Origin of the sequence: Corynebacterium sp. (assembly GCF_030826625.1) — a bacterium.
Taxonomy (GTDB): Bacteria; Actinomycetota; Actinomycetes; order Mycobacteriales; family Mycobacteriaceae; genus Corynebacterium.
Window position 1 is genome coordinate 1 of record NZ_JAPJNQ010000030.1, and the last position, 24,729, is coordinate 24,729.

The 24,729-nt window shown below is 56.8% G+C and carries 25 protein-coding genes and 2 pseudogenes; 8 read left to right on the forward strand and 19 right to left on the reverse strand.

Annotated elements, in window-relative coordinates; translation table 11 throughout:
• A partial coding sequence (locus tag RCH87_RS05195; RefSeq protein ID WP_306515670.1) for a gamma-glutamyl-gamma-aminobutyrate hydrolase family protein occupies window positions 1-410 on the reverse strand: 410 nt, incomplete at its 3' end.
• Between the two features lie 112 nt (window positions 411-522).
• Between RCH87_RS05195 and RCH87_RS05200 the strand changes: the two genes are divergently transcribed.
• The gene (locus tag RCH87_RS05200; RefSeq protein ID WP_306515671.1) at window positions 523-753 is read left to right on the forward strand and encodes a hypothetical protein; all 231 of its coding nucleotides are present in this window, start codon (window positions 523-525) and stop codon (window positions 751-753) included.
• A gap of 91 nt (window positions 754-844) precedes the next feature.
• On the opposite strand, the gene RCH87_RS05205 is transcribed toward RCH87_RS05200, so the two are convergent.
• A complete protein-coding gene (locus RCH87_RS05205; RefSeq protein ID WP_306515672.1) occupies window positions 845-1,966 on the reverse strand; it encodes a GuaB3 family IMP dehydrogenase-related protein in 1,122 nt (373 codons plus the stop codon).
• 16 nt (window positions 1,967-1,982) lie between these two features.
• On the reverse strand, window positions 1,983-3,500 hold the full coding sequence (guaB, locus tag RCH87_RS05210) for an IMP dehydrogenase (protein WP_306515673.1): 1,518 nt from the start codon (window positions 3,498-3,500) through the stop codon (window positions 1,983-1,985).
• 87 nt (window positions 3,501-3,587) lie between these two features.
• Here guaB and RCH87_RS05215 point away from each other — a divergent pair, with 87 nt between their 5' ends.
• Entirely contained in the window at window positions 3,588-3,998 is a 411-nt protein-coding gene (locus RCH87_RS05215) for a DUF5319 domain-containing protein (RefSeq protein WP_306515674.1), read from the forward strand.
• A 66-nt stretch (window positions 3,999-4,064) separates the two neighbouring features.
• Here the strand turns inward: RCH87_RS05215 and RCH87_RS05220 are convergent, their stop codons facing one another.
• The 11 genes from RCH87_RS05220 to glmS all read right to left on the reverse strand — a co-directional run bounded on the left by RCH87_RS05220 (window position 4,065) and on the right by glmS (window position 14,773).
• Window positions 4,065-5,039 (reverse strand): hypothetical protein, encoded by a 975-nt coding sequence (locus RCH87_RS05220; protein WP_306515675.1) that lies wholly within the window; start codon window positions 5,037-5,039, stop codon window positions 4,065-4,067.
• Between the two features lie 2 nt (window positions 5,040-5,041).
• Window positions 5,042-5,611 carry a sigma-70 family RNA polymerase sigma factor gene (locus RCH87_RS05225; RefSeq protein ID WP_306515676.1) on the reverse strand — a complete coding sequence of 190 codons (570 nt, stop codon included), beginning with the start codon at window positions 5,609-5,611 and terminating at the stop codon, window positions 5,042-5,044.
• Window positions 5,612-5,988: 377 nt separating this feature from the next.
• Window positions 5,989-7,608 carry a chaperonin GroEL gene (gene groL / locus RCH87_RS05230; protein ID WP_306515677.1) on the reverse strand — a complete coding sequence of 540 codons (1,620 nt, stop codon included), beginning with the start codon at window positions 7,606-7,608 and terminating at the stop codon, window positions 5,989-5,991.
• A 16-nt stretch (window positions 7,609-7,624) separates the two neighbouring features.
• A complete protein-coding gene (groES, locus tag RCH87_RS05235; protein ID WP_306515692.1) occupies window positions 7,625-7,924 on the reverse strand; it encodes a co-chaperone GroES in 300 nt (99 codons plus the stop codon).
• A 243-nt stretch (window positions 7,925-8,167) separates the two neighbouring features.
• Window positions 8,168-9,232: a tRNA (adenosine(37)-N6)-threonylcarbamoyltransferase complex transferase subunit TsaD gene (gene tsaD / locus RCH87_RS05240; RefSeq protein ID WP_306515678.1), complete on the reverse strand. Its 1,065-nt coding sequence runs from the start codon at window positions 9,230-9,232 to the stop codon at window positions 8,168-8,170.
• Window positions 9,229-9,735 (reverse strand): ribosomal protein S18-alanine N-acetyltransferase, encoded by a 507-nt coding sequence (rimI, locus tag RCH87_RS05245; RefSeq protein WP_306515679.1) that lies wholly within the window; start codon window positions 9,733-9,735, stop codon window positions 9,229-9,231. The genes tsaD and rimI overlap by 4 nt, the downstream gene beginning before the upstream one ends.
• The gene (tsaB, locus tag RCH87_RS05250) at window positions 9,732-10,568 is read right to left on the reverse strand and encodes a tRNA (adenosine(37)-N6)-threonylcarbamoyltransferase complex dimerization subunit type 1 TsaB (RefSeq protein WP_306515680.1); all 837 of its coding nucleotides are present in this window, start codon (window positions 10,566-10,568) and stop codon (window positions 9,732-9,734) included. The genes rimI and tsaB overlap by 4 nt, the downstream gene beginning before the upstream one ends.
• Before the next feature lie 2 nt (window positions 10,569-10,570).
• Window positions 10,571-11,041 (reverse strand): hypothetical protein, encoded by a 471-nt coding sequence (locus RCH87_RS05255; protein ID WP_306515681.1) that lies wholly within the window; start codon window positions 11,039-11,041, stop codon window positions 10,571-10,573.
• A 103-nt stretch (window positions 11,042-11,144) separates the two neighbouring features.
• A complete protein-coding gene (gene tsaE, locus RCH87_RS05260) occupies window positions 11,145-11,654 on the reverse strand; it encodes a tRNA (adenosine(37)-N6)-threonylcarbamoyltransferase complex ATPase subunit type 1 TsaE (protein ID WP_306515693.1) in 510 nt (169 codons plus the stop codon).
• 32 nt (window positions 11,655-11,686) lie between these two features.
• The gene (gene alr / locus RCH87_RS05265) at window positions 11,687-12,793 is read right to left on the reverse strand and encodes an alanine racemase (protein ID WP_306515694.1); all 1,107 of its coding nucleotides are present in this window, start codon (window positions 12,791-12,793) and stop codon (window positions 11,687-11,689) included.
• 102 nt (window positions 12,794-12,895) lie between these two features.
• Window positions 12,896-14,773 carry a glutamine--fructose-6-phosphate transaminase (isomerizing) gene (gene glmS, locus RCH87_RS05270; protein WP_306515682.1) on the reverse strand — a complete coding sequence of 626 codons (1,878 nt, stop codon included), beginning with the start codon at window positions 14,771-14,773 and terminating at the stop codon, window positions 12,896-12,898.
• 224 nt (window positions 14,774-14,997) lie between these two features.
• On the opposite strand from glmS, the gene RCH87_RS05275 reads away from it, so the two are divergent.
• The gene (locus RCH87_RS05275; RefSeq protein WP_306515683.1) at window positions 14,998-15,837 is read left to right on the forward strand and encodes a dienelactone hydrolase family protein; all 840 of its coding nucleotides are present in this window, start codon (window positions 14,998-15,000) and stop codon (window positions 15,835-15,837) included.
• A 106-nt stretch (window positions 15,838-15,943) separates the two neighbouring features.
• Here the strand turns inward: RCH87_RS05275 and RCH87_RS05280 are convergent, their stop codons facing one another.
• From RCH87_RS05280 to glmM, 4 genes are all read right to left on the reverse strand, one after another.
• Entirely contained in the window at window positions 15,944-16,291 is a 348-nt protein-coding gene (locus RCH87_RS05280) for a hypothetical protein (protein ID WP_306515684.1), read from the reverse strand.
• Window positions 16,291-18,120: a hypothetical protein gene (locus tag RCH87_RS05285; protein ID WP_306515685.1), complete on the reverse strand. Its 1,830-nt coding sequence runs from the start codon at window positions 18,118-18,120 to the stop codon at window positions 16,291-16,293. The genes RCH87_RS05280 and RCH87_RS05285 overlap by 1 nt, the downstream gene beginning before the upstream one ends.
• A complete protein-coding gene (locus RCH87_RS05290; RefSeq protein WP_306515686.1) occupies window positions 18,117-18,431 on the reverse strand; it encodes a hypothetical protein in 315 nt (104 codons plus the stop codon). The genes RCH87_RS05285 and RCH87_RS05290 overlap by 4 nt, the downstream gene beginning before the upstream one ends.
• Window positions 18,432-18,587: 156 nt before the next feature.
• Window positions 18,588-19,931, reverse strand: coding sequence for a phosphoglucosamine mutase (gene glmM / locus RCH87_RS05295; protein ID WP_306515687.1), 1,344 nt, complete (start codon window positions 19,929-19,931; stop codon window positions 18,588-18,590).
• 109 nt (window positions 19,932-20,040) lie between these two features.
• Here glmM and RCH87_RS05300 point away from each other — a divergent pair, with 109 nt between their 5' ends.
• The 3 genes and pseudogenes from RCH87_RS05300 to RCH87_RS05310 all read left to right on the forward strand — a co-directional run bounded on the left by RCH87_RS05300 (window position 20,041) and on the right by RCH87_RS05310 (window position 22,477).
• Window positions 20,041-21,420, forward strand: a complete 1,380-nt coding sequence (locus RCH87_RS05300) for an MFS transporter (RefSeq protein ID WP_306515688.1) — start codon at window positions 20,041-20,043, stop codon at window positions 21,418-21,420.
• A 197-nt stretch (window positions 21,421-21,617) separates the two neighbouring features.
• Window positions 21,618-21,862, forward strand: a pseudogene (locus RCH87_RS05305) (IS3 family transposase); the annotation flags it as partial.
• A 339-nt stretch (window positions 21,863-22,201) separates the two neighbouring features.
• Complete coding sequence (locus RCH87_RS05310) at window positions 22,202-22,477, forward strand: type IIL restriction-modification enzyme MmeI (protein ID WP_306515689.1); 276 nt, start codon at window positions 22,202-22,204, stop codon at window positions 22,475-22,477.
• A gap of 419 nt (window positions 22,478-22,896) precedes the next feature.
• Here RCH87_RS05310 and RCH87_RS05315 read toward each other — a convergent pair whose 3' ends face one another.
• Window positions 22,897-23,109, reverse strand: a complete 213-nt coding sequence (locus RCH87_RS05315; protein WP_306515690.1) for a hypothetical protein — start codon at window positions 23,107-23,109, stop codon at window positions 22,897-22,899.
• 406 nt (window positions 23,110-23,515) lie between these two features.
• On the opposite strand from RCH87_RS05315, the pseudogene RCH87_RS05320 reads away from it, so the two are divergent.
• Together RCH87_RS05320 and RCH87_RS05325 are read left to right on the forward strand one after the other, a co-directional pair.
• Window positions 23,516-24,411, forward strand: a pseudogene (locus RCH87_RS05320) (transposase); the annotation flags it as partial.
• Between the two features lie 95 nt (window positions 24,412-24,506).
• On the forward strand, window positions 24,507-24,729 hold a 223-nt coding region (locus RCH87_RS05325), incomplete at its 3' end, for a transposase (RefSeq protein ID WP_306515691.1).

Genomic DNA, 24,729 nt, shown 5'->3' on the forward strand with positions numbered 1-24,729 from the left:
CCGTGAGACATCCACACCTTGTGGGTATCAGCCAAACCTTCGTGCAGTACGCCGCAGCCGTCGGCAAGCGTCAGATCGGTGCGACCATATTCCCGCTTACCGGTCTGCGCGACGGTGCCGCCCAACGCGTGGGTCATCGCCTGGAAGCCGTAGCAAATACCAAATACTGGAACGCCAAGCTCCAGCAATTCTGGCTGCAACGACGGCGCACCATCGGCATACACAGAGCTCGGGCCACCGGTAAGTACCAGCGCAGCCGGGTTTTTCTCCCGGAACTGTTCAATCGGGGCATCGTGGGCGATGACCTCGGAATACATCTGCGCCTCGCGCACACGACGCGCGATCAGCTGCGCATATTGCGCACCGAAGTCGACGACAAGGACAGGACGTGGAGTTGCTGCATCAGTCACGCCCCATAGTTTAACTCACGGCCACAACCGAGACAGTACACAACCCAAGCGAGGTACCTCGCCGCACAATACAGTTGGACTCAAGAATCATGCAGACGGAATAATCACTGCCATGGCATCTCCGGCGAACCCCATCTCTGTGCTGTGCATCATCGGCTCGTGCATCTCCCTGCAACTGGGATCTGCGCTGGCAGTGAAGCTTTTCGACGACGGCGGCACCTGGGGAACCTCGGCGGTGCGGCTACTCGTCGCGGCAGTGGTGTTACTGGCCATCACGCGTCCTTGGTGCAAACAGTCGGAACCGGGGGTTCTGGCGCGGATGGCGCACCGCGGTCGAAGTTGAAAAAGCTGCAAGACATTGGCGAAAAGGTTGCTACGAAGCGTACAGAAAAACGGCTCCGCGCCGAAGCCCGAAGCCGCAAGAAAAACCTGGATTAGCGCACAGCCAGATCCACCTTTTGGAAAGCCTTCAAGTCTGTGTAACCACATTTCGCCATCGCGCGACGCAAACCGCCGACCAGATTCTGTCGACCGAATGGGTCCGAGGCCGGACCGTGCAACACCTCTTTTAGGCTAAAGCTAGCATCGGCGTCGTCGGTGAGCGCATCGTCGCGAGTGTATTCCACAAAACCGCGTGGGAAGCTCGGGTGCCCAGCCACCGAAGGCCAGAACCAACCATCAGCGGCGGCTTCCTGTGCTTGTGCCAACAAAGGCCCCAGGACGACGGCATCGGCGCCACAAGCAATAGTCTTGGCCATATCACCAGCACTGAGCAGCAAGCCGTCGGCAAGAATGTGCACGTAACGCCCACCGGTTTCATCCAAATAATCGCGGCGTGCAGCAGCGATATCAGCAATCGCGGTGGCTTTCGGCACGTTGATGCCCAACGAAACATCGTTGGTGTTCACGCCACCACCGACAATCACGCCGGCTGCGCCCGTGCGCATCAAGTGCAACGCGGTGGTGTAATCAACCGCTCCACCAGCAATAACAGGAACTTCCAGAGAACCGATGAATTCCTTCAGGTTCAGTGGCTCGCCATCGGCAGAAACGTGCTCGGCAGAAATCAGTGTGCCCTGGATAACCAGGATCTCGGTTCCCGCGGCAATCACCGTCGGCGCCAATTCGCGGGCGCGCTGCGGCGAGACGCGCACGGCGACAGTCACGCCAGATTCTCGCACCTGGGCGATGCGGCTGGCCAGCAGCTCCTCGTTGAGCGGAAGCGCGTGCAGTTTCTGCAAATACTCCGTCGGATTCGGCGCCTCAGTGACAGCCTTGAGCTGACCCGCGAGGTCGTCGACACGTCCCCACAAGCCCTCAGCGTTAATAATGCCCAGGCCGCCCTGTTTACCCATCTCAATGATGAACTCCGGGCTTGCCAAAGCATCGGAAGCGTGCGAGCACACCGGGATATCGAAGTTGTAGGCGTCGATGCTCCAGGTGGTATCGACGTCTTTCGACGAGCGGGTACGACGAGTCGGGATAATCGAAATATCCGCGAGCTCGTAGGTACGACGCGCCTCGCGGCCGATACCGATCTCTGCATATTCGCGCACGAAAAATTACCTTCCTTTAGCGGTAGTTCGGAGCTTCCATGGTCTGCTGCAAGTGGTGCGGGTGCGATTCCGCCAGGCCAGCCGCAGTGATCTGCACGAAACGCTTGGTTTTCAGCTCCGGGATCGAAGCAGAACCGGTATAGCCCATCGATGCGCGCAGACCACCAATGATCTGGTGGGTGATCGCATCAATTTCGCCGCGGTATGGAACCTTGCCTTCGACGCCTTCTGGCACCAGCTTGTCCTCGCTGCGCACATCAGCCTGGAAGTAACGGTCCTTGGAATAGGAACGCTTCTCGCCCGTCAGGCCGCGACCTTGCATTGCCCCCATCGATCCCATGCCGCGGTAGCGTTTGTACTGCTTGCCACCTACAACGACGACATCGCCAGGCGATTCCTTAGTTCCAGCCAGCATGGAGCCCAGCATCACGCAGTCCGCGCCTGCTGCGAGCGCCTTCGCGATATCGCCGGAGTACTGCATGCCGCCGTCGGCAATGACGGGAACCCCCGCCGGGCCTGCGACTGCAGCGGCTTCCAAAATTGCGGTGATCTGCGGTGCACCCACACCGGCGACCACACGGGTCGTACAAATCGAACCTGGCCCGATACCCACCTTGATGCCATCAGCACCGGCGTCGATCATCGCTTGCGCGGCTTCACGAGTGGCCAAGTTGCCGCCAACGACGTCGACCTGCGGGAAGGTCTTTTTCACTTGCGAGACCATCTCGAGAACGCGGTTGTTGTGCGCGTGAGCCGAGTCGACGACGAGCACGTCCACACCCGCTTTAACCAGGGCTTCAGCGCGCTGGAAGGACTCCTCACCGGTACCGATACCTGCAGCGACCAGCAGGCGGCCTTCCTTGTCCTTGGACGCGTGCGGGAATTGCTCGGTTTTCACGAAGTCTTTGACCGTGATCAGCCCAACGAGCTTGTTGTCATCGGTCACGATCGGAAGCTTTTCCACTTTGTTTTCGCTCAGCAGGCTCAGCGCTTCCTGCTTGCTCACGCCTTCTTTCGCAACCACCAGCGGCGTCGGTGTCATCACGTCCTGGACCAAGCGGTTCGGGTCTGCCTCGAAACGCATGTCACGGTTGGTGCAAATACCGACCAGGTGGCCCTCGCTATCGACGACCGGCAGGCCGGAGATGCGGAAACGCGCGCAGAGATCATCCACGTCGGTAATCGTCATGTCCGGGCGTGCAGTCACTGGGTCGGTGACCATGCCGGATTCCGAGCGCTTCACAATCTCGACCTGTTGAGCTTGCTCCTCGATGGACAGATTGCGGTGCAGGACGCCAATGCCACCTTGGCGCGCCATGGCGATGGCCATGCGAGCCTCAGTAACGGTATCCATGGCCGCCGATGCCACCGGCAGGCCCAAATTGATGTTGCGGCTGAACCGCGAGGACACGTCAACCTCAGAAGGAACGACGTTGGATTCTGCAGGTAGCAGCAACACGTCATCGAATGTCAGGCCATAAAGCGCGACCTTGGCTGGGTCATCGCCACCAGTGTGTACGCGTTGGTCAGTCATTCCCAAGATTCTCCTTTTCCAGCTTGCAGCTTCGTGGCTTTCATCGTAGTTGCTAACATGCAAAACGGGTAGCCGGGGGAATTGAATATGAATGGTTTTGACAATAGTGTGTGCTATGTGGACTTTGATTCGAATATGCCCCGCGATCCCTTCGCCGATGATCCCAACGATCCGGCGTCGTTCCTTGATGCTGATGAGCCCATGCCGGAGCTTTCCGACGAAGAACGCTTGATGCTGGAAAAGGACCTGCGCATGGTCCGTGGCATGGCGAGCATGCTGCCGCCTTTCGGCATCGACGGCATATTTTTCATCTGCGAAGACTGCGAAGAACAGCACTATTACGACTGGGACATCATGGCCGCGAATATGCGCTCGACGCTCAATGGTGAACTCGCGCCCGTGCACGAGCCATCGGCGCAGCCCAACATGGATAAGTATGTCCCGTGGGAATACGCCGTCGGTTTCTATGACGGATTAAACCGTCGGCATCTGAATTAATCGGAATTTGAATTAATGTGAGCTAGCCGACGGGTTCTCATCGTCGGTGCTCTAATTTCCGTTGCACTAGTTTTCGGTGCTCTGGTTGTTGGTCCGGTTTTCCCGACCCGCCGGGGCGTCGCTGTTGTTTACTGCGTTTTGACCTTGCTCTCCTTGCCCCGGTACCGGTGGCTGAGGCTGTACCTGCGACGGCAGCTGGCCCGCACCATCGTTGCCTGATTGCCCAGGCTGTTGGCCTTGGCCTGCCGATGGCTGGCTTGCCGACGTCTGCGGGGCAGGTTCTTGGCCGGCATCCGGTGCAGTTTGCGGAGCCTGTGGCATTGGCGATTCAGTCTTCGTGACGGTGACTTCTTTAGTTTCCGTGACGGTCTCCGGTGCCTTCTTTTCTTCCGGCTGCGGGCGCACCCGCGTCACCGTCGCCCGCGGCTTCGAGGTTTTGTTCTCTTTATTTTGCTTGGCTTCTTTGCTTTCCCGCAGGTTATCCAACAAGGTGCGGGCTTCAGCGATCAACTGCCGGGTGGTTTCTTCGTCACCGCGGTGGGCGCTATCTTCCAGTTGTTCCAGGGTGGTGGCGAGCTCGACGCGGGTTGCTTCTTCATCGTCGAATAGCGACTCGTGCACGCCCCAGAGCGGGGAATTCGGGGTGGCGTGATAAACACTCAAGCTGCCGACAGCGAACAGCGCCGTGGCCGCGGCTGCACCCAGCAGCGCACTGCCCCAGCCGAAGCGTCGGGAAGCGCCAAAACCAGAACCGGTACCGGCCCGATGTTTCGCAGGTTCATTGCGACGCTCGTGACCAAAGGATCGACGGTGAGAGGGTTGGCGGCGAACAGAGTTCAGCGCAACCACGTTATCGGATGCGCCCGTGGTATCGCCCGCTGGAACGTCGGAAAGCTCAGGGGCGGCCGGTATGTTGGATTCAATTTCAGTGCGCAAACCCAACAACGCTGCCGCCAATGGATCCTGACCCTGCGACGGGTCTTTTCCTTGCGACAACTGATCCAGGAAGAAATCGTCATTCTCCCAGTCGTGTCGGTTCACGTTCACTCCCTTGAATTCTCGTCATCTATACGCGCACGCAATTGCGCTAGCGCACGATGCTGTGCCACTCGAACCGCACCGGGAGTGCTGCCCAGCGCTTGTGCTGTTTCTTCTGCAGTCAACCCAACGAATACGCGCATGATGATGATGTCTCGAGCTTTGTCATTTAAAGTATCGAGCAGCGCGCGCACAGTGTTACAACCATCGAATTCTAACGCAGCGTCTTCTGGCGTGGGAAGCCTGTCTGCTTCTTCCGGTACCTCTTCTGCAGGGTGCAACCGGTCTTTGCCCATGAAGCGATGGGCATCGGCGACCTTGTTGAACGCGATGCCATAAACGAATGCCATAAATGGCCGGCCCCGGTCCACGAAACTTTGCATCGACGTCGCTACCGCCAGGCATACCTCCTGGGCGACGTCTTCGGCCGTGGGAGTTTTCCCGCCACCAATGCGGGCGCGACAATAGCGCAGCACCTGCGGATGAATTATCCGCATGACATGCTGCATGGCACGGCGATCCCCATCTATTGCTAGGGGAACATACCGTGCGAGTTCGTCGTCAGAATCGCTCACGTCCCACATCTTTCGTTGACTTCGCGTCATTTTCTCCGGTCTATCTTATCGCCGGAGGCACCCGCCTGAGGAATTCAGCAAGGCGTATTCGTTGTGCACCTCGCCCCATATTTTGTTGGCGCTGCTATCTACTTCAAATCGATCTACTTCAAATCGATCTACTTCAAATCTGACTACGTCAAATCGATCTACTTCAAATCTGACTACGTCAAATCGAGCTACGTCAAATCAGAGCCTCACGCACAAAAAGCCATCCCACGTTTCGTCTGGGATGGCTTTTGCAGTTGAATAGGCAGCTAGCTGTCGTGCTCCGACAATGCCAAGACCAACACTGCCAAGACCGGCACAGTCAGAGTCAACACTGTCAGAGCTAGTGCTTAGTGATGGTGGTGGTCGTGGCCTCCTGCAGAATCATCAGATTCCGCTGGCTTGTCGACGACCGACGCCTCAGTAGTCAGCACCATGCGGGCGACTGAGGAAGCATTAACCACAGCCGAGTGCGCGACCTTCACTGGGTCGATGATGCCACTTTCAATGAGGTTGCCGTACTCCAGGTTGGCGGCGTTGAAGCCTTCACCATTATCCATCTCCGCGATGCGGGAGACGACCACAGCACCATCCTCACCGGCATTGTGGGCAATCCAGAATGCCGGTTTGGTCAGCGCGCGAGCGACAGATTCCACACCCACGCGGGCTTCGCCCTCGAACTGTTCGGCATAAGACTTCAGCGTTTCAGCGATCTGTACCAGCGCGGAACCGCCACCAGCGATGACACCTTCTTCCACAGCCGCACGGGCGGCGTTGATGGCGTCTTCTACCCGCAGCTTGCGCTCGTTGACTTCCGTTTCGGTAGCGGCGCCAATACGGATGACAGCCACGCCACCGGACAGTTTCGCCAGACGTTCTTCGGCCTTTTCCTTGTCCCAGGTGGAATCGGTGGCCTCGATCTCGCGGCGAATCTTTTCGCGACGTTCTTCCAGTGCGGCATCGGAACCAGCGCCGTCGACAAGCACGGTCTCGTCCTTTTCGACGGTGATACGGCGCGCGGAACCGAGTACTTCCAGGCCAGCCTCGTTGAGGTTGACGCCGATTTCTGGATCCACGACGGTTGCATCAGTCACGACTGCCAGATCATCCATGAACGCTTTACGACGATCACCGAAGTACGGAGCCTTCACGGCAGCAACCTTCAGCGTCTTGCGGATCGCGTTGACCACCAATGCCTGCAGGGCTTCGCCCTCGATGTCTTCAGCGACGATCAGGACTGGCTTGCCGGCCTCGGCGATCTTTTCCAGCAACGGCAAGAAATCTGGCAACGAGGAAATCTTGTTGCGCACCAGCAGCACGTATGGATCATCCAACACGGCCTGCTGGGTTTCTTGATCGGTGACGAAATACGGCGACAAGAATCCCTTGTCGAAGGCAACGCCTTCGGTGACCTCAACGGAAGAATCCATGGATTGCGATTCTTCGACAGTGACCACACCGTCCTTGCCGACCTTGTCCATCGCACCGGCAACCATCTCGCCGACCTCGCTATCGCGCGAGGAGACCGTGGCAACCTGGGCGATTTCTGCACTGGAGTTGACCTGCGTCGCCCGCGCTTTGAGCTCTTCGACGGTCTTTTCGGCCGCCGCAGCGATTCCGCGGTTGAGTTCTACCGGGTTCGCGCCAGAGGCAACGTTACGCAGGCCTTCGAAGATCAGCGCCTGGGCCAGCAGCGTCGCGGTGGTGGTACCGTCACCGGCAACATCGTTGGTTTTCACCGCAACGGATTTCACCAACTGCGCACCGAGGTTTTCGAAAGGCTCAGACAGATCGATGTCACGCGCGATGGTCACACCATCATTGGTGACCAGCGGGCCACCGAAGGCCTTGTCCAACACCACGTTGCGACCACGTGGGCCGAGGGTCACTTTGACGGTATCGGCGAGCGTGTCGACGCCGGCCTGCAGGTGCTCACGCGCCTGTTGATCAAAAGCAATGAGTTTTGCCATAGCGGCTTACTCCCCCTTACTTTTCGATGACTGCCAGCAGGTCACGAGCCGAAAGCAGCAGGTATTCCTGGCCTTCATACTTCAGCTCAGTGCCGCCGAACTTGGAGAAGATGACGGTGTCGCCTTCGTTCACATCTGGCTTGACGCGCTCACCCTTGTCGTCGGTGCGGCCTGGGCCGACAGCGATAACGGTGGCTTCTTGTGGCTTTTCCTTGGCAGAATCTGGGATAACCAGGCCGGATGCCGTGGTGGTTTCTGCTTCTTTGATCTGCACCAGAACTTTGTCTTCGAGCGGTTTGATGTTTGCCACGATGATTCCTTTCGTGAAATCAGGTCCAATGCGTGCGATCACCATTCTGACCAGCACGCGAAGCTGTTATGTGCCGGTTGTGGATGTCCAGCACAGCCGTCGTCGCGGGTGAACAACTGTGGGTCAAACAACCTATTAGCACTCTACCTACCCAAGTGCTAAGTGACAACTATCTTGAGTGCTCCGCTAGCAAGTTCTGGGCGCTAGCAAGTTCTGGGCGAAACCCAGACTCTGCTCCGCAGACTCAGCTCAGCTTCCCAATTCCAAGGACGGATCCGTCGCCACGTCCCAGCCTGCCGGCTGTTGTCCGTGCGCAATCTGTTGTGCCGCGGCCGCTGCGATCATCAACCCGTTGTCCGTGCAGTACTCGAAACGCGGCACCCGCAACGTAATGCCGGCGGAATCGCATCTGCGCTGCGCCAACTCACGCAAGCGCGAATTCGCCACTACTCCCCCGCCCAACAGCAGCGTGTTCGCACCGGTGTCCTGACAGGCCAGCACGGCCTTTTTGGTCAGGACGTCGCAGACTGCTTCTTGGAACGACGCACACAGATCTGCTGCGTTGATCGAAGCACCCTCACGCTCCGCCTTTTCGACGAATCGCGCTACCGAGGTTTTCACCCCAGAAAACGAAAAATCGTAGCGGTGCTCCCCGCGCAAATCCTCCGCCCGCGATAGGCCCCGCGGGAAATCCACTGTGACTTCGCCAGCGCGCGCCAGCTTGTCGATCAACGGCCCGCCCGGGTAACCCAAACCCAGCAGACGAGAAACTTTGTCGTAGGCTTCCCCTGCGGCGTCGTCAAGCGTGGCACCCAGTTCTCGGTAGCGGTGGTTGGCGTCATCGACCTCCAACAAGGAAGTGTGACCTCCAGAGACCAACAGGGCGACTGCATGCGGCAGAGGCTCGCCTTCGAGGTTGGCGACGGCGACGTGGCCAGCGAGGTGGTTAACCGCATAGAACGGAACCCCCCAACCAGCAGCATAGGCCTTCGCACCAGCGACCCCGACCAACAAAGCTCCGGCCAGACCCGGGCCGACGGTGGCGGCAACGGCATCCGGCTTGTCGATTCCGGCTTCATCCAACGCCTGCTGCATCACCTGTGGCAACGCTTCCAAATGCGCTCGGGAGGCAATTTCTGGGACTACCCCACCGAAGCGCGCGTGCTGCTCCATCGAACTGGCCACCACGTTCGCCAGCACCTCGATGCGTGGCCGCTGCGTGCTGTCGGCAGAATCACCGGGAGCAGGCGGATCTAAACGGACGATGCCCACGCCGGTTTCGTCGCACGAGGATTCAATTCCGGCAATGATCATGATGCATCCTTTCGGCCTGCTCGCAACATGGTGTAGGCATCTCCACCACCGACGTAATAGTTCTTGCGGATTCCAATATTTTCAAACCCATACCTGCGGTATAAGGCAATGGCCGGCTCGTTATCGGTGCGGACTTCAAGAAAAATCGGCGCTGCACTACGATCCGCGACGTAGCAAAAATTGTCCATCAACATTCGTGCGACCCCGCGACGCTGCGCTCGTGGGTCTACCCCAATGGTGTGGATCTCATATTCAGGATCATCGGTTGGACCGAGCTGCGCCAACCCTGCGTAACCAACCAACATTCGCGCGGGAGGCTTGCCGGGCTCTGTGCCGATGACCTCTTCCACACCGAGATAAAAGGTAGTCGGGGATGCAAACTCTGCGCGAAAAGCCTTTTCTGGCCAGGGGCCTTCGTTAACAAACAGTTCGCGTTCCAATTGTGCGCAACGGTAGGCATCAGCCGGGCCGAGTTCGCGCAGGTGCAGTTGCTGCTGGGTCATCGATCCGCCCATCGCAGCGCCGCCGAGACGGGCTTTGCGACTGGTTCTTTCGCATCCGGCCGACGCAAATACAGTGGCGTCAACGGCCGTGGCGCGACATTGAAATCCGCAACGGCAACCAGTCCACGTGCACTCGGCACCGCCGGTGCTGTGTCTGCTTCCGCCAGCTCGCGTAAGTTTTCCGGCAACCGCGCAGCAATCGTCGGGTTCGCCACCACACGCGAAACCTCCGGTTGCAGATTTTCGGCCGGGCCCACCTCAGGGCCAGTCATGCGGCACACGGTTTGATTCTCGCTGCTACCGATGGTCGCGGGCGTTGCACCCAGTGGATCAGTCGCCGTGGCCAGGTTATTTACAGCTGCTGTGTTGGCGGAACCGTAGACTGCCCAATATGTCTCACGGCGGCGCGCATCCGTGGCAACCAGCAGCCCGTCGGCAAGCTCTTTGGAGGCATCGTTCTGCTCGTATTGGGCACGCCACGCTATCGCGTCGTGCGAGCACACACCATAAACACCGATCCCCAGCGCATGGCCCAGACTCGATGCCGTCGCCATGCCAACGCGCAAACCGCTAAACGGGCCTGGGCCACAGCCAACAACGACGGCGGCGAGTTCACGAAGCTGGATTCCTGCCGAATCAAGCAGTTCAAAGATCGTCGGCATCAGCAACTCGTTATGCGCCCGAGTGTTCTCGACGGTGTTCTCAACTGCCTCGTACGCAGCCCCAGGCCGAACATCGGCAGCACTCAACCCCACCCCGCTAACCAAGCCGGTCACCAAAGTGGGAGTAGAAGTATCAATAGCCAAAATCGGGCCGTCGACGCTAGTGGACATAATTAACCGATAAAGTTCCAGGTGCCTTCGTCATCTTTTTCCAGGTGAATAATCGCCTGGGTGTTAAACGGCCCCTGCAGAGGGATCGTGCACAAGTTCACGTTGTGAATCGACATCTTTTCAACGTGATATTCACCGGATTCTTGCACCAGCAGCAAATAGTTATCGTGCTTGTCGATCTCACCTTCCACCAGGTTGAATTCAGCCGGGTTCAAACCATTGGCAGCCAGTTGCTGCTCATTGACACCCGGACACACGAAAGTACCGGCGACCCATTCTTCGCCGAACAAGTCCGCTGGCGAAATACCGGTAGTCGACAAACCTTGGTTATCAATCTTGTGCAAGGTGCCAGCGAATGATTCCTTCGGAGCGGAATCGTCTTTCGCCAGCGCTGCTGCACCGACCATCGTCGCCAAGGCAAGGCAGAACAGTGCAACCACAGTACCGATGATGGCGCCGCCGTTTTTCGGCATACAAGCTCCTTAAAAAATAAAAGACAGACATGGGAGTCTGGGTTTCAGTCTGCCCCCAGGATAGCGCGTGCTCATGAAAATTCACGAACGGGGTTTGCGCACGTTAACTTTCGACCCAACCCCAGGTGAGTATGCGCGCGTGTGACTCAGGATCATGCGCAACTGCGCTTTCACGATCCAGCTCAACGAATAAATAACGCTGTGTCAACGCTTCTACGAGCCCAGCGCCCCATTCGGCAACGACTACGGATGTCTCTAAATCAGTGTCTAAATCCAAGGCATCGAGCTCACCCCACGGATCAGCGGCGGATTGTCCAGGCGCGCTGCTCTCACCGAACAGACGGTAGGCGTCGACATGCACCAAATCGGGTTGTTCAGCCTGGCGGGCGCGGTGGACGCGGGCGATAGTAAACGTTGGGCTGGTCACCCGACCCCGAACGTCCATACCCTGGGCAATGCCTTGGGTCAGTGTGGTTTTTCCGGCTCCCAAAGCCCCTGCGAGGATTACTACATCGCCCGCGCGCAAAGTAGAGCCGAGCTGCGCACCGAATGCACGCGTGGCTTCAGCCGTGGCAAGTTCGATGCGCCCCGGTTCGCTGAAATTCTTCGGCACTTCGTTAGAAGAATGTGGGCTTTGACGGAAAGTCACAGTGCAACTCCCCCTTCGTATTCACGCACAGTACGTCCCCCCGGATTGGTGACGATTTCGTAATTGATTGTGCCCGTGGCATCGGCCAAATCTGTCGCAGACATGCCATGTTCACCGAACAACACGGCTTCATCTCCTGCTTGCACCCCGAATGGGTTCTCCCCGAGATCAACCAGGATCTGATCCATACACACCCTGCCAACTTGCGGGTAGCACTTCCCAGAAATTCCGACCTGTAAATGCCCTTGCACGCTGCGCGGTAATCCATCGGCGTAACCACACGGAATTACCGCGAGGTAGCCATCCTGCTCCGCCGTCCACGTCAGCCCATACGAGGTAGCTTCACCAGCACTTATTGGCTTGACCGCCAACACAGTCGCTGCCCATGTCATCGCCGGGCGTAAATCGTGTTCACACCCTGCCACTGGTTCCAGCCCGTAACAAGCAATTCCAGTGCGGACTTGCTGAAAATGCGCATCAGGTTGTTCAAGCGTGGCCGCAGAATTCGCGATGTGATTAACTGGCACCTCCAAACCTAGAGTTCGAGCCTGGGCGATCGCTTTACGGAACTGGCGAATCTGTGCGGCATTCGCCGGATGCGCCGGTTCATCCGCGCACGCAAAATGCGACATCAAGCCGCGAACTTGAAGGTGCGGAGCGGATTTCGCCAGGGAAAATGCCTGCTGCCATTCAGCCGGCTCGATTCCTCCACGGTGCATCCCGGTTTCCACCTTCATGGTGATAATCGCGGGGATCTTGGCGTCGACAAGCGCCTGTAGATGCAGCAACGACGGCGCGACCAACTGGATATCGTCGGCCAGCGCTGCGGCAATCTCGTCCAAAGCAGCATCACCAGTGGCATCCCACAGCCATGCCATGACCGGCAATTCAACGCCCAACGCGCGCAGGCGACGGGCTTCCGCGATAGTGGCAACGCCAAACAAATCAGCGCCAGCCTGCGCCATCACCGAAGTCACCCGACCTACACCGTGGCCATACGCATCCGCCTTGACAACGCACATCAACTGCGCATCCCCCGCCGCATGTTTAAGCACGCGAACATTATGGGTGATGGCATCCAGATCAATGCGGGTGCGCAGCATATTCACGCTTTTCGGCCTCGCTCTATTTGACGACTAGTTCTGTGGTCTACGATTTGTGGTCTACGCGATGTTTTATTCGGCAGTGCCTTATTCGACAGTGCCTTATTCGACAGTGACGGACTTCGCCAGGTTTCGAGGCTGGTCGACGTCGTAGCCTTTCGCCTCTGCAACCGCGCAAGCAAAGATCTGCAGTGGAACCGTCGCCAACAACGGCTGCATCAGTGTCGGCGACTGCGGGGTGCGGATGATGTAGTTGGCGTAATCTTCCACTGCGGTATCGCCTTCTTCGGCGATGACGATGGTGACGGCGCCGCGTGCGCGGATTTCCTGAATATTGGACACCACCTTGGAATGCAGCACATCGCGGCCGCGTGGAGATGGCACGATGACGAACACCGGCTGGCCTTCTTCCACCAACGCAATCGGCCCGTGCTTAAGCTCACCAGCAGCAAAGCCTTCCGAGTGCAGGTATGCGATCTCTTTGAGCTTCAGTGCACCTTCCAGAGCAACCGGGAAGCCCACGTGTCGTCCCAAGAAGAGCACGGTGCGGGCATCCTGCATCTTCTCCGCGATGGTTTTAATATCATCTTCACTGTCGATAACCTGCTGGATCTTCTCCGGCATCTGGCGCAGTTCACCGAGCACGGCGTGGACCTCATCGGAGAACATGTTGCCGCGCAATTGTGCCAGGTAAAGCCCAAACAGGTAGGTCGCGGCAATCTTGGCAAGGAAAGCCTTAGTCGAAGCGACCGCAATTTCTGGGCCAGCGTGGGTATACAGCGCGGCATCGGATTCACGGGGAATCGACGAGCCCCGCGTATTCGAGATCGCGATGACCTTAGCGCCTTGCTGGCGGGCGTGGCGAACAGCCATGAGCGTATCCATGGTTTCGCCGGACTGCGACAATGCCACCACCAGAGTCTTTTCATTCACAATCGGGTCACGGTAGCGGAACTCGTGCGCCAGCTCGACCTCGGTGGGGATGCGACACCAGTGCTCAATGGCATAGCGAGCCACATGCCCGGCATAGGCGGCAGTGCCACAGGCAATCACGATGATCTTATCGACCGATTTCAGAATAGCTTCGTCGATGCGCACTTCGTCGAGCGAGAGGTGGCCATTCTCGTCGAAACGCCCCATCAAAGTATCGCGGACCGCAGCAGGCTGATCGTGAATTTCTTTGTCCATGAAGGATGCAAAACCACCCTTTTCGGCGGATTCTGCGTCCCACTCAACCTTGAATTCACGCGGTTCGACGGGGTTGCCATCGTAGTCTGTGATCGTGATTTCATCGGCGGTTACGGTCACCACCTGGTCGTTATCAATGATGACTGCGTCTTTGGAGTAATCAATAAAGCCAGAGACATCCGAGCCAAGGAAATTTTCGCCTTCACCGCGGCCGATCAACAGTGGCGAGTCACGGCGAGCAGCAACGATGCGATCGGGCTGGTCGACGTGCATGGCTAGCAGGGTGAAAGCGCCTTTAAAACGACTCGCTGTCAAACGCATCGCGGTGGCTAGGTCACCGTCGACTGCTGGATCGTTGGCGAAAACATCAGCAAGCAAGGCACCAGCAACTTCAGTATCCGTGTCAGAGACGAAGTTGTAGCCTTTATCTTTAAGCTCGCGCTTGATCTCGGCGAAGTTTTCGATGATGCCGTTGTGCACGACAGCCACCTTGCCGTTACCGACGACATGCGGATGCGCGTTGACATCACTCGGTCCACCGTGCGTTGCCCAACGCGTGTGCCCGATGCCCAGCACCGAGTTCGGCAGCGGGCGTTTTTTCAGTTCAGCTTCCAGGGAGGCAACCTTGCCAGCCTTTTTACGCCACGTGATTTCGCCATCGGCATAAACCGCAACACCAGCGGAATCATAGCCGCGGTATTCCAGGCGCGATAGCCCTTCCAATACCACGTCAAGAGCGTAAAAGCCACGGTCAGCGCCGGGGTGTCCCACATATCCAACGATTCCACACATGAGCTGGATACTACATTATTAGGCAAAATCTTGAGCAGTCGGTAAACAGCATTTAATAGCCGGGGCTTGCTGTGCGACGGACTAGCCAGCTCGGTGGCGAGGGCGATGGCGAGAGCAGTGGCAAGGGCGGTACCGAGCGCAGTGGCGTCGAGATAGAGAAATTACCGCGAGTTCTGGCAACGGTGAACCACCGAGAACAAGCGCAATACATTAGGCTATTCTGTGTGAGTCTTAAGAAGCACCTAGCAAACTTGTCCAAGCGTGGCCCGCACCGTGTGCTGGTTGGCGATTTAGATTATGCCGGCCTGCCCGGCAAGATCTATGCCCCGGCTGAAGGCAATTCTTTGCCCGCAGTGGCTTTTGGGCACGATTGGCGCATGCCGCTCAAGCATTATCGTCACACCCTGCGCCATTTAGCTAGCTGGGGAATCGTAGTAGCGGCACCAGAGACTGAAATCGGAGTCTGGCCAGACCACCGCGATTTTGCTTCAGATTTAGAAACCTCGCTGCAGATCGCCGCTGGTGTAAAACTCGGCCAGGGCAATATCACGGTCAGCCCGAATAAACTTGGTGTGATCGGCCACGGAATGGGCGGTGGTGCTGCCGTGTTGGCTGCTTTAGAAAACGAAAAGGTGCAGTGCGTTGCCGCACTTTATCCGGCACAGACTTCCCCTTCATCGCAAGTAGCCGCCAAACACATCGAGAAACCAGGTTTGATTATTGGGCCAGAAAAATCTGATGTTTTCTCCGCGGGCAACCCACCAGAGCTGGCAAAAAATTGGAAGGGTCCCGTCTGCTACCGCGCGGTGGATAACGGCAAGCAGGCAACATTCACTGAAGACACTTTACGAAAGTTTTTCCTGGGCATCGGCGTCGGTAAGGCCTCAGCGTTAGAAACTGCGCGTGGACTGTTAACGGGCTTTTTGTTGCACCAGCTCAATGGCGATAAACAGTACGCCGATTTTTCAGACCCAGAAGCCGAGGGCAAAGGATTCGTCAGCGCCACCGGCGACGAGCTCGACGAGCAACAAAAGCCTTCCGGCCTGCTCGGTAAGCTTTCCTAATCCGGTGCGCCCCGCGAGCTTAATGCCCTGACAGGCTCGCTCATAGTGGCTGTCACGGCAGTAGTTTGAGCACGGTAGCCCAGGCAGATTTGCCTGGGCAGCGGCGTTATTTTACACCGCGACGCAGCACTGACTTCACTTGTCGGGTTCTGCCCGCCCGCGAGACATCGCGCAGCTGATTTATACCCGCACCTCGTTCGCCTGCACCTGCCCCGTATCTCCGGGATCGGTTTTCGTTTGCTTCGTCCTGGCGCAACTGCCGTGACGGCTGCGCGGGTTGTTGTTCTGTGGAGGCACGCCCCTGCTGATTATGCTGGCTCCCAGGTTGTTTACGCGCTTGGTGGTCTGCTTGTTTTTCGAGTTCTTGCTGGGCTTTTTCGAGTTTGCCTTCAAACTCCAGTAGTCGTTTAGCGGTGCGTTCCCGGAATTTCTCTGCGAATTGTTCGAATTCCATTACCACTGTCCCATCCTGTGAGTATTACCAGGCGCCGCTTCTTTTGGTTTAGCTCCTGGTTCTTCCTGGTTATCCGGTTTTGGTTGTTGTGCAGCAGGCTCTTGGGCAGGCGCAGGAGCCGACGGTGGGCCCTGTTCTGCCGGTGGTGCCGGTTGCGGATCAGGTTGTGGCTGTGGTGCCGCTTCCGGACCTACCTGCGCTGGGCCAGAATGGAATTGTTTCTTGTCCACGGAATGCTCTGGCATCGGACGCTCAATAACCTCATCATCTGGCTCCGGGATTGGTTCTGACACCGGCTCAGGCTGTGGTTGTGGCGCCGGTTTTTCTTCGGGAGGACAATCAGGTTCCGGGCGCGGTTCCGGTTGTGGTTCCGGTGCAGGTGCTGGTTCTTCCGGAACTGGTGGCTGTGGCGCCTCACATTCGATCTGCTCTAAGCACTGCGTTGCAGTCTCGATGATCAACTGAGCGCCGATGACCGCCATTCCCAGCCCTGCGATCGCCATTTGGCCGATGCAGCAAATGTCGATGTCGCAATTATTCTGTACAGAGCTAGCCAGCCGTGTCGGTGGGGCTTCCGCTGGCTGTCCTTCCGGCTGGAACTCAGGCTCTGGCTGCGCTGGTTGCGTTGGCTCTGCTGGTTGCGTTGGCTCTGCTGGCTGCGTTGGCTCTGCTGGCTGCTCAACGGCTTGAGTAGGCTGAGCTTTCTGCGAAGGTTGCTCGCAAGGCTCGCGTTGCTCTCGTGGCTCACACGCTTCCGCCTCTGGTTTTTCCGCCATCGACGGAGTCGTTGTGGGACTCTCACAGACTTGAGCTTGAGCTATCTTTCCACTCAGGCCAGTTTTCATCGACGACGAAGACTGCATTTTGCCTTCTGCCTGACCTGCCGACTGTGTCGAAGCCACGGAGCCCGGTTTTGCTGGTGGCGCGGTCTCACAGTGCTTGTTCTGCACCGATTGTGCCTGTGTTTCAGCCTGTATTTGCTGGCTGTGCAACATCTGCTGCTGTTTATTCTGTGGTTGTTCTGGCTGGGGCTGGGCTAAATGCGTATCGGTATGCATCTTTTTAGCAGAATGCTGAGCCGGTTCAGTTGACCCTCCCCCAGGCATGTCACCGGACGGTGGGCAATCACAGTCAATCGGCGCGAGTGCATCACCACCGCCGCCGTGATCACCAGGAGCTTCCGGTTCAGTTGCAGGCGGATCCACTAAGTCTTTTTCACATAGCTGCTCACAACGCCGCAAGAATTCTTCATAGCACCCGGAAATTGCATCGTCTCGATCACCGACGACGCGCATGAATGCACTGACGGCTGGCTCGATCACCATGCTCGCTAATGTGCCGATCATGCCGCTCAAACGCATGACCGGGTGTAACCGTATTAGCCGGGTAACAATCTGCACGACTGGGATCACTGATCCCAAAATCTCGGAAAGCCCTAATTCGGAACTATCACGAATATCATCGACCGCGTTTCCGCAATTCTGTGCGCCATCAGCGAATTCTTGGCTAGCAATCTGGTCATCTTCATGATCAGACTGGAATCGCTGCAGTAATTCTTCGATAGCGCCGCCGGCAAGCTGCATGCCCGAACCAGCCGATAACGCATCGAGCACAGTACGAAAGCCATCGCCCTTATCGCGCCGGGCACCGGCGGCTGCCGAGGACTGAGCCACCAGCTGTGCCGAATCGAGTCCATCAACTTTGCCAGCAGCCTCACGCATCGTTTCAATCACACCCGCTGGTGGTGCGTAGCTACCGCCAGAGACCACGGCTAATTCTGCTAGACACTGCTGAAAATCGTTAAGTAGTCGGTTTATTTGTATGCTCATCGACCCTGCCCTACTTGTTGTGCACCAAATGGTCTCGCATTGTGTTCATCTTGTGCACACAAGTGATCACATTCAGCAATTCCCGACCGTGCAGTCTGGCGGCGCCGAGTGATCCGAGCAGTGCCCTGGGCGTGTACGGCTTCTAACGCTGCGGCAATGCGCGCACCATAATGGCTAAAACCTTGTCCTGCCGCTTGAGCCGGGTAGGCAGGCCGATCGGCCACATGGGCATCGTGGTGTGCGTCATCGGCCCGGGCTACGTGCTGGAATCTCTCGCGTAATGCCGCATAATCGAAATCGACATTATTCATGAAAAACCGCACCTCCTTTTCCACTGACCATCCAAAAATAAGTACCGAAATACTCATTGCCTTGGACGAGATAACTGATGTTGAACGTTGTCTCGCCAGTATTGGACTGTGGGAATAAAGGTGCGGTTCCGAAAAAAATATTTCTTTGGCGGAAAGCTAGACCGCCGAGACCACCGCGGCTAGCTGACCAGCAACTTTGCGTGCGGTTTCTTCTTGTTCTGCTTCTACCATCACACGGAACAATTCCTCAGTTCCAGACGGTCGCAACAGCACGCGACCGCCTGTCCCCAGATCTTGTTCTGCCTTTGCAATCGCAGAGCGAACCTCATCATTGCCCATGATCGCCGCTTTATCTGAGACTGGAACGTTGATCAATACTTGTGGCAACACGGTCATGACGTCGGCAAGCTCTTTAAGGCTCTTACCGGTTTTCACCATCTGTGACATCAACAACAACCCAGTCAACGTGCCATCTCCAGTAGTGCAATGCTCTGGCAGCACGATGTGGCCGGATTGTTCGCCGCCGAGGCTGAACCCGCCCCCATTAAGCGCTTCGACGACATAGCGATCGCCGACCTTGGTCTGAATCATCTCGATGCCCTGCTCCTGCATCGCAAGGCTCAGGCCCAGATTCGACATCACGGTAGCAACCAAAGTGTTGTGGCGCAGATCGGAATCGTTTTTCATGCCGACGGCCAAAATTGCCATGATCTGGTCACCGTCGACGACGTTGCCTTCTGCATCAACGGCCAGGCAGCGGTCAGCATCCCCGTCGTGCGACAAAGCGAGGTCCGCACCGTATTCCCGCACGGCTGCTTGTGCCTTCTCAATGTGTGTGGATCCGCAGTCATCGTTGATGTTGTAGGCATTGGGAGCGTTATAGATCGCATCAACGCGAGCGCCTGCCGCCGCATAGGCTTCCGGGGCAATCTTCGAAGCAGCACCATTCGCGCAGTCGACGACGACGTGCAGGCCGGTAAGATCCGTCGAGCAGACTTCCTGTAAATGCGTCAGGTAGCGTTCATGCGCATCCGGGGATTCTTCCACCACACGCCCGATGGCAGACCCTGTCGGCCCGGCTTCTTCCAGCACATTCATGCGAGCTTCAATTTCGTCTTCTACGTGATCAGGCAGCTTGCGCCCACCCGAGGAGAAAAACTTGATGCCATTATCCGGCATTGGGTTGTGCGAAGCAGAAATCATCACGCCCATATCCGCGCCGTAGTCGTCGGTAAGAAACGCCACTGCAGGTGTGGGCAGCACGCCCACACGCAACACATCCACACCACGGGAAGCCATACCTGCCGCCATCGCCGCAGCGAGCATTTCTCCGGACACCCGGGGGTCACGGCCAATGATGGCGGTCGGACGGCGGCCTTGCCGATCGCGTTGTGAAGTCAGTACTTCCGCAGCTGCTGCACCCAAACGCAGAGCCAGCGGAGCGGTAAGCACCTCATTGGCATGGCCACGGACACCATCGGTTCCAAATAGACGAGTCATGCCCTCAATTATGCACCCTCACCGGATGGCACTGTCTAATATGCGCGCGTTCACCAATTCACGTCCATTATGCGAGCCTTTCCTTTATCGCCCGAGTAGCCTATAAGCCATGAATTCTTCCTTCCGCTCGCCTGGTGTACCGCAACCACCTGGTTCCGGAACAAAGCAGCTCACCCGCAGCCAACGACTCGACCGACTACCGCTTACCCGCGCGCACGGAAAATTACTAGGCGGTTCCGGTGTTGGTTGGGCGCTCGATGCCATGGACGTTGGGCTGATCTCGTTTGTGATGGCCGCGCTCGTCGCCCAGTGGGGGCTTTCACCTGGACAGGCATCGTGGTTGGGATCCATAGGTTTTGTGGGCATGGCCATTGGCGCTACGCTCGGCGGTCTGCTGGCAGATAAATTCGGCCGACGGCAAGTGTTTGCCGCCACGCTGTTGCTTTATGGCTTGGCGACGGGCGCATCTGCCCTGGCTGGTTCGCTGTCGTTGTTGATCATTTTGCGTTTTATCGTCGGACTCGGTCTGGGTGCGGAACTGCCTGTGGCCTCGACATACGTGGCCGAATTTGCGCCACGTTCTATCCGCGGGCGCATGGTGGTGATTCTGGAAGCTTTCTGGGCCGTGGGCTGGATTCTCGCTGCGGTGATCGGCACATTTGTGGTGGCTTCTGGCGACAACGGTTGGCGTTGGGCACTGGCGTTAGGATGCATCCCAGCCATCTATGGCCTGGTGATCCGAATGGCGCTGCCGGAATCCGTGCGCTACTTGGAAAGCCGCGGGAAAACACGCGAAGCCGAAAAAGTAGTGCAGGAATTTGAGGATTCCCCACGGCTGAAATGGCAAGCCAAGCGCTTGCCCAAGCGTACCGACGACGTACAAGAAAACGCCGGTGTGCGGGGTGGAAAATCCATTTGGTCGCCATCTTTGCGGTCGCGTACCCGCAACCTATGGATCATCTGGTTCTGCATCAACTTGTCATACTATGGGGCTTTCATCTGGATCCCGTCATTACTGCACGACCAGGGCTTTAGCCTGGTGAAATCTTTCGGATTCACGCTGATTATCACCTTGGCACAGCTTCCCGGCTATGCGGTAGCGGCTTGGTTGATTGAACGTTGGGGCAGACGGGCAACCTTGGCGACGTTTTTGGCGGGTTCAGCTATGGCAGCTGGTTTGTATGGTTTCAGTTCCACCGAAACGACGATCATTATCGCCGGATGCTTGCTCAGTTTCTTTAACTTGGGTGCCTGGGGCGCGCTGTACGCGATTGGGCCGGAGCTCTACCCAACGACGCTGCGCGGGACAGGAACTGGTGCCGCTGCTGGGTTCGGGCGCCTAGCATCGATCCTGGCTCCATTGTTAGTGCCGGTAGTTCTGAATATCGGCGGGCAAGGATTGTTATTTGTGCTGTTCGGGCTGAGCTTCGCGGTCGCTGCCGTTGCTGCATTCCAACTCCCGGAGCAAAAAGGTAAGCCATTGCGCTAGTAGTTGTATTCTCAGATGGTTTGATTGATGCTCTAAAGAAAATCTAAGATTTCATACTGATATTCGTATAAGGTATTGCCACAAACACTAAAGCGTCCTGGGTTTAGTTCCTACCTCAGGTAAAGAAGAATTAGGCACTATGCCCAGAAAAGTATTCCGTCGAGTTTAAGGAGCAGGCGGTCCATCAGATCATTGAAATGGTCCGTTTGGAGTCCTGCTCACTACAGCGCCTACGAACAGGTCGGCGAGCTCCTCGGCGTATCACGCCATACATTACGGACGTGGTACCGCGACAGTGCCTCCACACGAGATGGCCACACAACGCCGGATAGCGAAACAATGAAAGAAGAGCTTGGGGCGTCTGCGCCGAGACAACCGCGAACTGAAACGAGCAAACGGGATTTTTCAAAACTGCTTCGGCTTTTTCCGCAGCGGAACTCGACTACCCCCAAGGCCCGTGGGAGTCAGTGGGAGAAGTTGAGTTGGCGACCTTGCGGTGGGTGCATTGGTGGAGCACTAAGCGCCTTCACGAAGCATTTGGACTACGCCACCCCGCAGGAAGTAGAAATCGAGTACCACCTCACCCAGCCCGTCAATGCGGGGTAGTAAAAGAGGCGGAACTAAACCCAGGACGCTTCAAGCACCAAGAAGGCGACCAACGAGTCAGCAGCCACTCCGCACCTCTTCCAAGAAAACCATCAGCCAGATCTGCCATACGTAGGAATACCTGCAGTTGTGTCAGAATCGAGAAGATTTTACACAGCTGCGTAGCTTGATCCAGATGTTATCGCTGGTACCAAGCTATATATCGGCGAAGCCCCGGGAGCGGATCATCAAAACTGGCAAAGGTGTGTTGGCTGCGTGTGAGCTTCACCCCGAGCGTTCGCTTGCCGAGCACTACAACCCGCTGGTGATGGCACCAGAGCTTCTTAAGGCACACGACGCTCTCGACCGTGAGGTTGATAAGGCGATGGGAGCACCCCGCAAACTCACTACCGAGCGTCAGCGTCAAGAGATTCTGTTCGCTAACTACGTAAGTATGACCAGCACTACCTAGTCAGAACACCTGCCACCAATCAACCAAACACCAGAACGCTACCAAATACTGGCGGCAAACCGATCCTGAACAAAAACAAGATCAGTATCTACCAACTCGCCAGATAAGACCACTCATGAAAATATCTCTATCAGTTGGTGTCTGGTCGCTCCGTCCAACTAACAGAGATAAGTTCGTAATATGGAGAGACAATACGATTTAAGCGTTTTGGTCTTCCTGGGCTTTTCTCCCCACGAGAAACGCGGAAAATATTCCAAGAAGTGTGCATATCACGGAGCTGAAAATCACTGGAGTTGATCGCACCTCCGGCAGCGATATCTGTATTGCTAGTTCCGAAACCCCAATAGTCAAAGCGATCATGCTAAGAACAAATGGAAAAGGTTTATACATTCGGTTCCTATCTCTTAGTGCTTAGGGGATTATCGTCCAGAGCATTCTGCGGCAGCTGCCCCCACGGAGCCAGCGATGCCCGCTGCTGCAACTGTGGCCAGCGGCCCTACTGGACCGGTAACGGGCGCGGACAAAATACCGGCCGCGCCACCTGCTACCGCTCCAACTGAAAATAGTACTCCTGAAGCGCAACCTGCAGCGCTACGATCTTCGGAACCTGAAAGGACTACTACTTGATCCATAGGAACTTTTCCTTCATACTTTCCGGAAATATGATCTCCATTGTTCACAATTCAAGCGTTTGTGACGTCTGCTTCGAAACCGTTTTCATCCGCGGATTGGATCCGGTAGATAGGGGTTTCCATCTTTCTCTGCTTGGTCTACTTCACCAGGAGACATTAGATCATCTTTATCGCTTCCCCTTTCCGGGATACTGGTTCCTGTCTGATGGCGGACACGTTAAATGCTAATGCAAAAGAAAACGGAGTTCAATAGTCGCCGTCTCTCTTGCACTGGGAGGATGTAAAGCTGTAACAGCCCTCATACGCGCATGATGAGCAACTAACCACCCCGCCGCACGCACCTTAGGTGACGGAACGTGTCTGCGGTGGTGTTACTCCGTGGGTGCGGGTTGAAGTGTCCCAGGTTGAGACCGTCCACGCAAGCAATCACCGCAACGGGGCGTACACCAAGACCATTGATTCTGGTTACGGGGATTTAGAAGTAACCGTGCCGAGGGATCGTGCTGGCACGTTTGCGCCCCAGATGGTGCCCAAAGGCTCCCGTCGGCTCAGAAGAACTCGACGACATGATTATCTCGCTGTACGCCAGTGGGATGACCGTGCGCGATATTTGCCACCATCTTTCCACCACCCTGGGGGTGGATATGAGCCCGGATACGATCAACGATCAGCACGATTACCGATGCGGTCTTGGACGAGGTCATGATCTGGCACAACCGCCAACTCGACGAGTTCTACCCAGTGATTTTCCTTGATGCGCTACGCGTGAAAATCCGCGATGGCCACCGCGTGGTCAATAAAGCCTGCCGGAAGCCGTGGAGGCAACCTGGCCGAATTCCATAGTGCAGACCTTCATTGTGCACCTGATTCGGGCTGCGAACCGGTGGGTGTCCCACCAGTACCAAACAACCGTCTCTCGCATGCTACGCGATATCTACACAGCTGCAATCCAGGACACCGCCCGTGCCAGCTTGGATGCTTTTAAGGCCAGTGAACTGGGGTGTAAATACCCGCAGTCGGTGAAAGTCTGGCGAGACGCGTGGGATCGGTTTGTGCCGTTTGTGAAGTTCCCGCCGGCGGCACGGCGGGTGTGTTACACCACGAATTCGATCGAGTCACTCAATGCTTAGGCTGCGTAAAGCTACTCGTAACCGGGGACAATTCCCCAACGATGCTGCCGCGCTGAAGACGCTGTGGTTGATGATCTGCAATATCGAAGATAAGCGTGCTGCCCAGCGAGCGAAGAAAGCCATCAACCAACTAGCCGTGGCTTACCCCAACCGTTTCGCGGATTACTTGTAAACAAACCCCACACACAAAAAATCGGATGAGGTTACCCTCGTTTAGTGGACACCCGATTAGTGCGGATCTTGTGTCCGTAAGAGAGGATGTTCATTGTGAGTCAACAGCGAAAGAAGTACACACCTGAGTATCGACGTGAAGCCGCGAACCTGGTAATCGAGTCGCAGCGCCCAATCGCTCATGTGGCTAAAGAAATCGGCGTCGGACCAGGTCTTTTAGGCCGGTGGGTAAAAAATGAGCGCGAACGCCGCGGATCCTCTGATGGGCTAAGCCAGGCCGATCTTCGCGCTGAAAATGCTCGTTTGCGCCGTGAATTAG

Coding starts and splice junctions, on each gene's coding strand:
- glmM (WP_306515687.1), bottom strand. CDS start 19,931: ATGACTCGTCTATTTGGAACCGATGGTGTCCGTGGCCATGCCAATGAG.
- tsaB (WP_306515680.1), bottom strand. CDS start 10,568: ATGTCCACTAGCGTCGACGGCCCGATTTTGGCTATTGATACTTCTACT.
- RCH87_RS05285 (WP_306515685.1), bottom strand. CDS start 18,120: ATGAGCATACAAATAAACCGACTACTTAACGATTTTCAGCAGTGTCTA.
- RCH87_RS05315 (WP_306515690.1), bottom strand. CDS start 23,109: ATGGATCAAGTAGTAGTCCTTTCAGGTTCCGAAGATCGTAGCGCTGCA.
- groL (WP_306515677.1), bottom strand. CDS start 7,608: ATGGCAAAACTCATTGCTTTTGATCAACAGGCGCGTGAGCACCTGCAG.
- RCH87_RS05290 (WP_306515686.1), bottom strand. CDS start 18,431: ATGAATAATGTCGATTTCGATTATGCGGCATTACGCGAGAGATTCCAG.
- glmS (WP_306515682.1), bottom strand. CDS start 14,773: ATGTGTGGAATCGTTGGATATGTGGGACACCCCGGCGCTGACCGTGGC.
- tsaD (WP_306515678.1), bottom strand. CDS start 9,232: ATGATCATTGCCGGAATTGAATCCTCGTGCGACGAAACCGGCGTGGGC.
- rimI (WP_306515679.1), bottom strand. CDS start 9,735: ATGACCCAGCAGCAACTGCACCTGCGCGAACTCGGCCCGGCTGATGCC.
- RCH87_RS05215 (WP_306515674.1), top strand. CDS start 3,588: ATGAATGGTTTTGACAATAGTGTGTGCTATGTGGACTTTGATTCGAAT.
- RCH87_RS05255 (WP_306515681.1), bottom strand. CDS start 11,041: ATGCCGAAAAACGGCGGCGCCATCATCGGTACTGTGGTTGCACTGTTC.
- RCH87_RS05300 (WP_306515688.1), top strand. CDS start 20,041: ATGAATTCTTCCTTCCGCTCGCCTGGTGTACCGCAACCACCTGGTTCC.
- alr (WP_306515694.1), bottom strand. CDS start 12,793: ATGCTGCGCACCCGCATTGATCTGGATGCCATCACCCATAATGTTCGC.
- RCH87_RS05310 (WP_306515689.1), top strand. CDS start 22,202: ATGTTATCGCTGGTACCAAGCTATATATCGGCGAAGCCCCGGGAGCGG.
- RCH87_RS05200 (WP_306515671.1), top strand. CDS start 523: ATGGCATCTCCGGCGAACCCCATCTCTGTGCTGTGCATCATCGGCTCG.
- guaB (WP_306515673.1), bottom strand. CDS start 3,500: ATGACTGACCAACGCGTACACACTGGTGGCGATGACCCAGCCAAGGTC.
- RCH87_RS05280 (WP_306515684.1), bottom strand. CDS start 16,291: ATGGAATTCGAACAATTCGCAGAGAAATTCCGGGAACGCACCGCTAAA.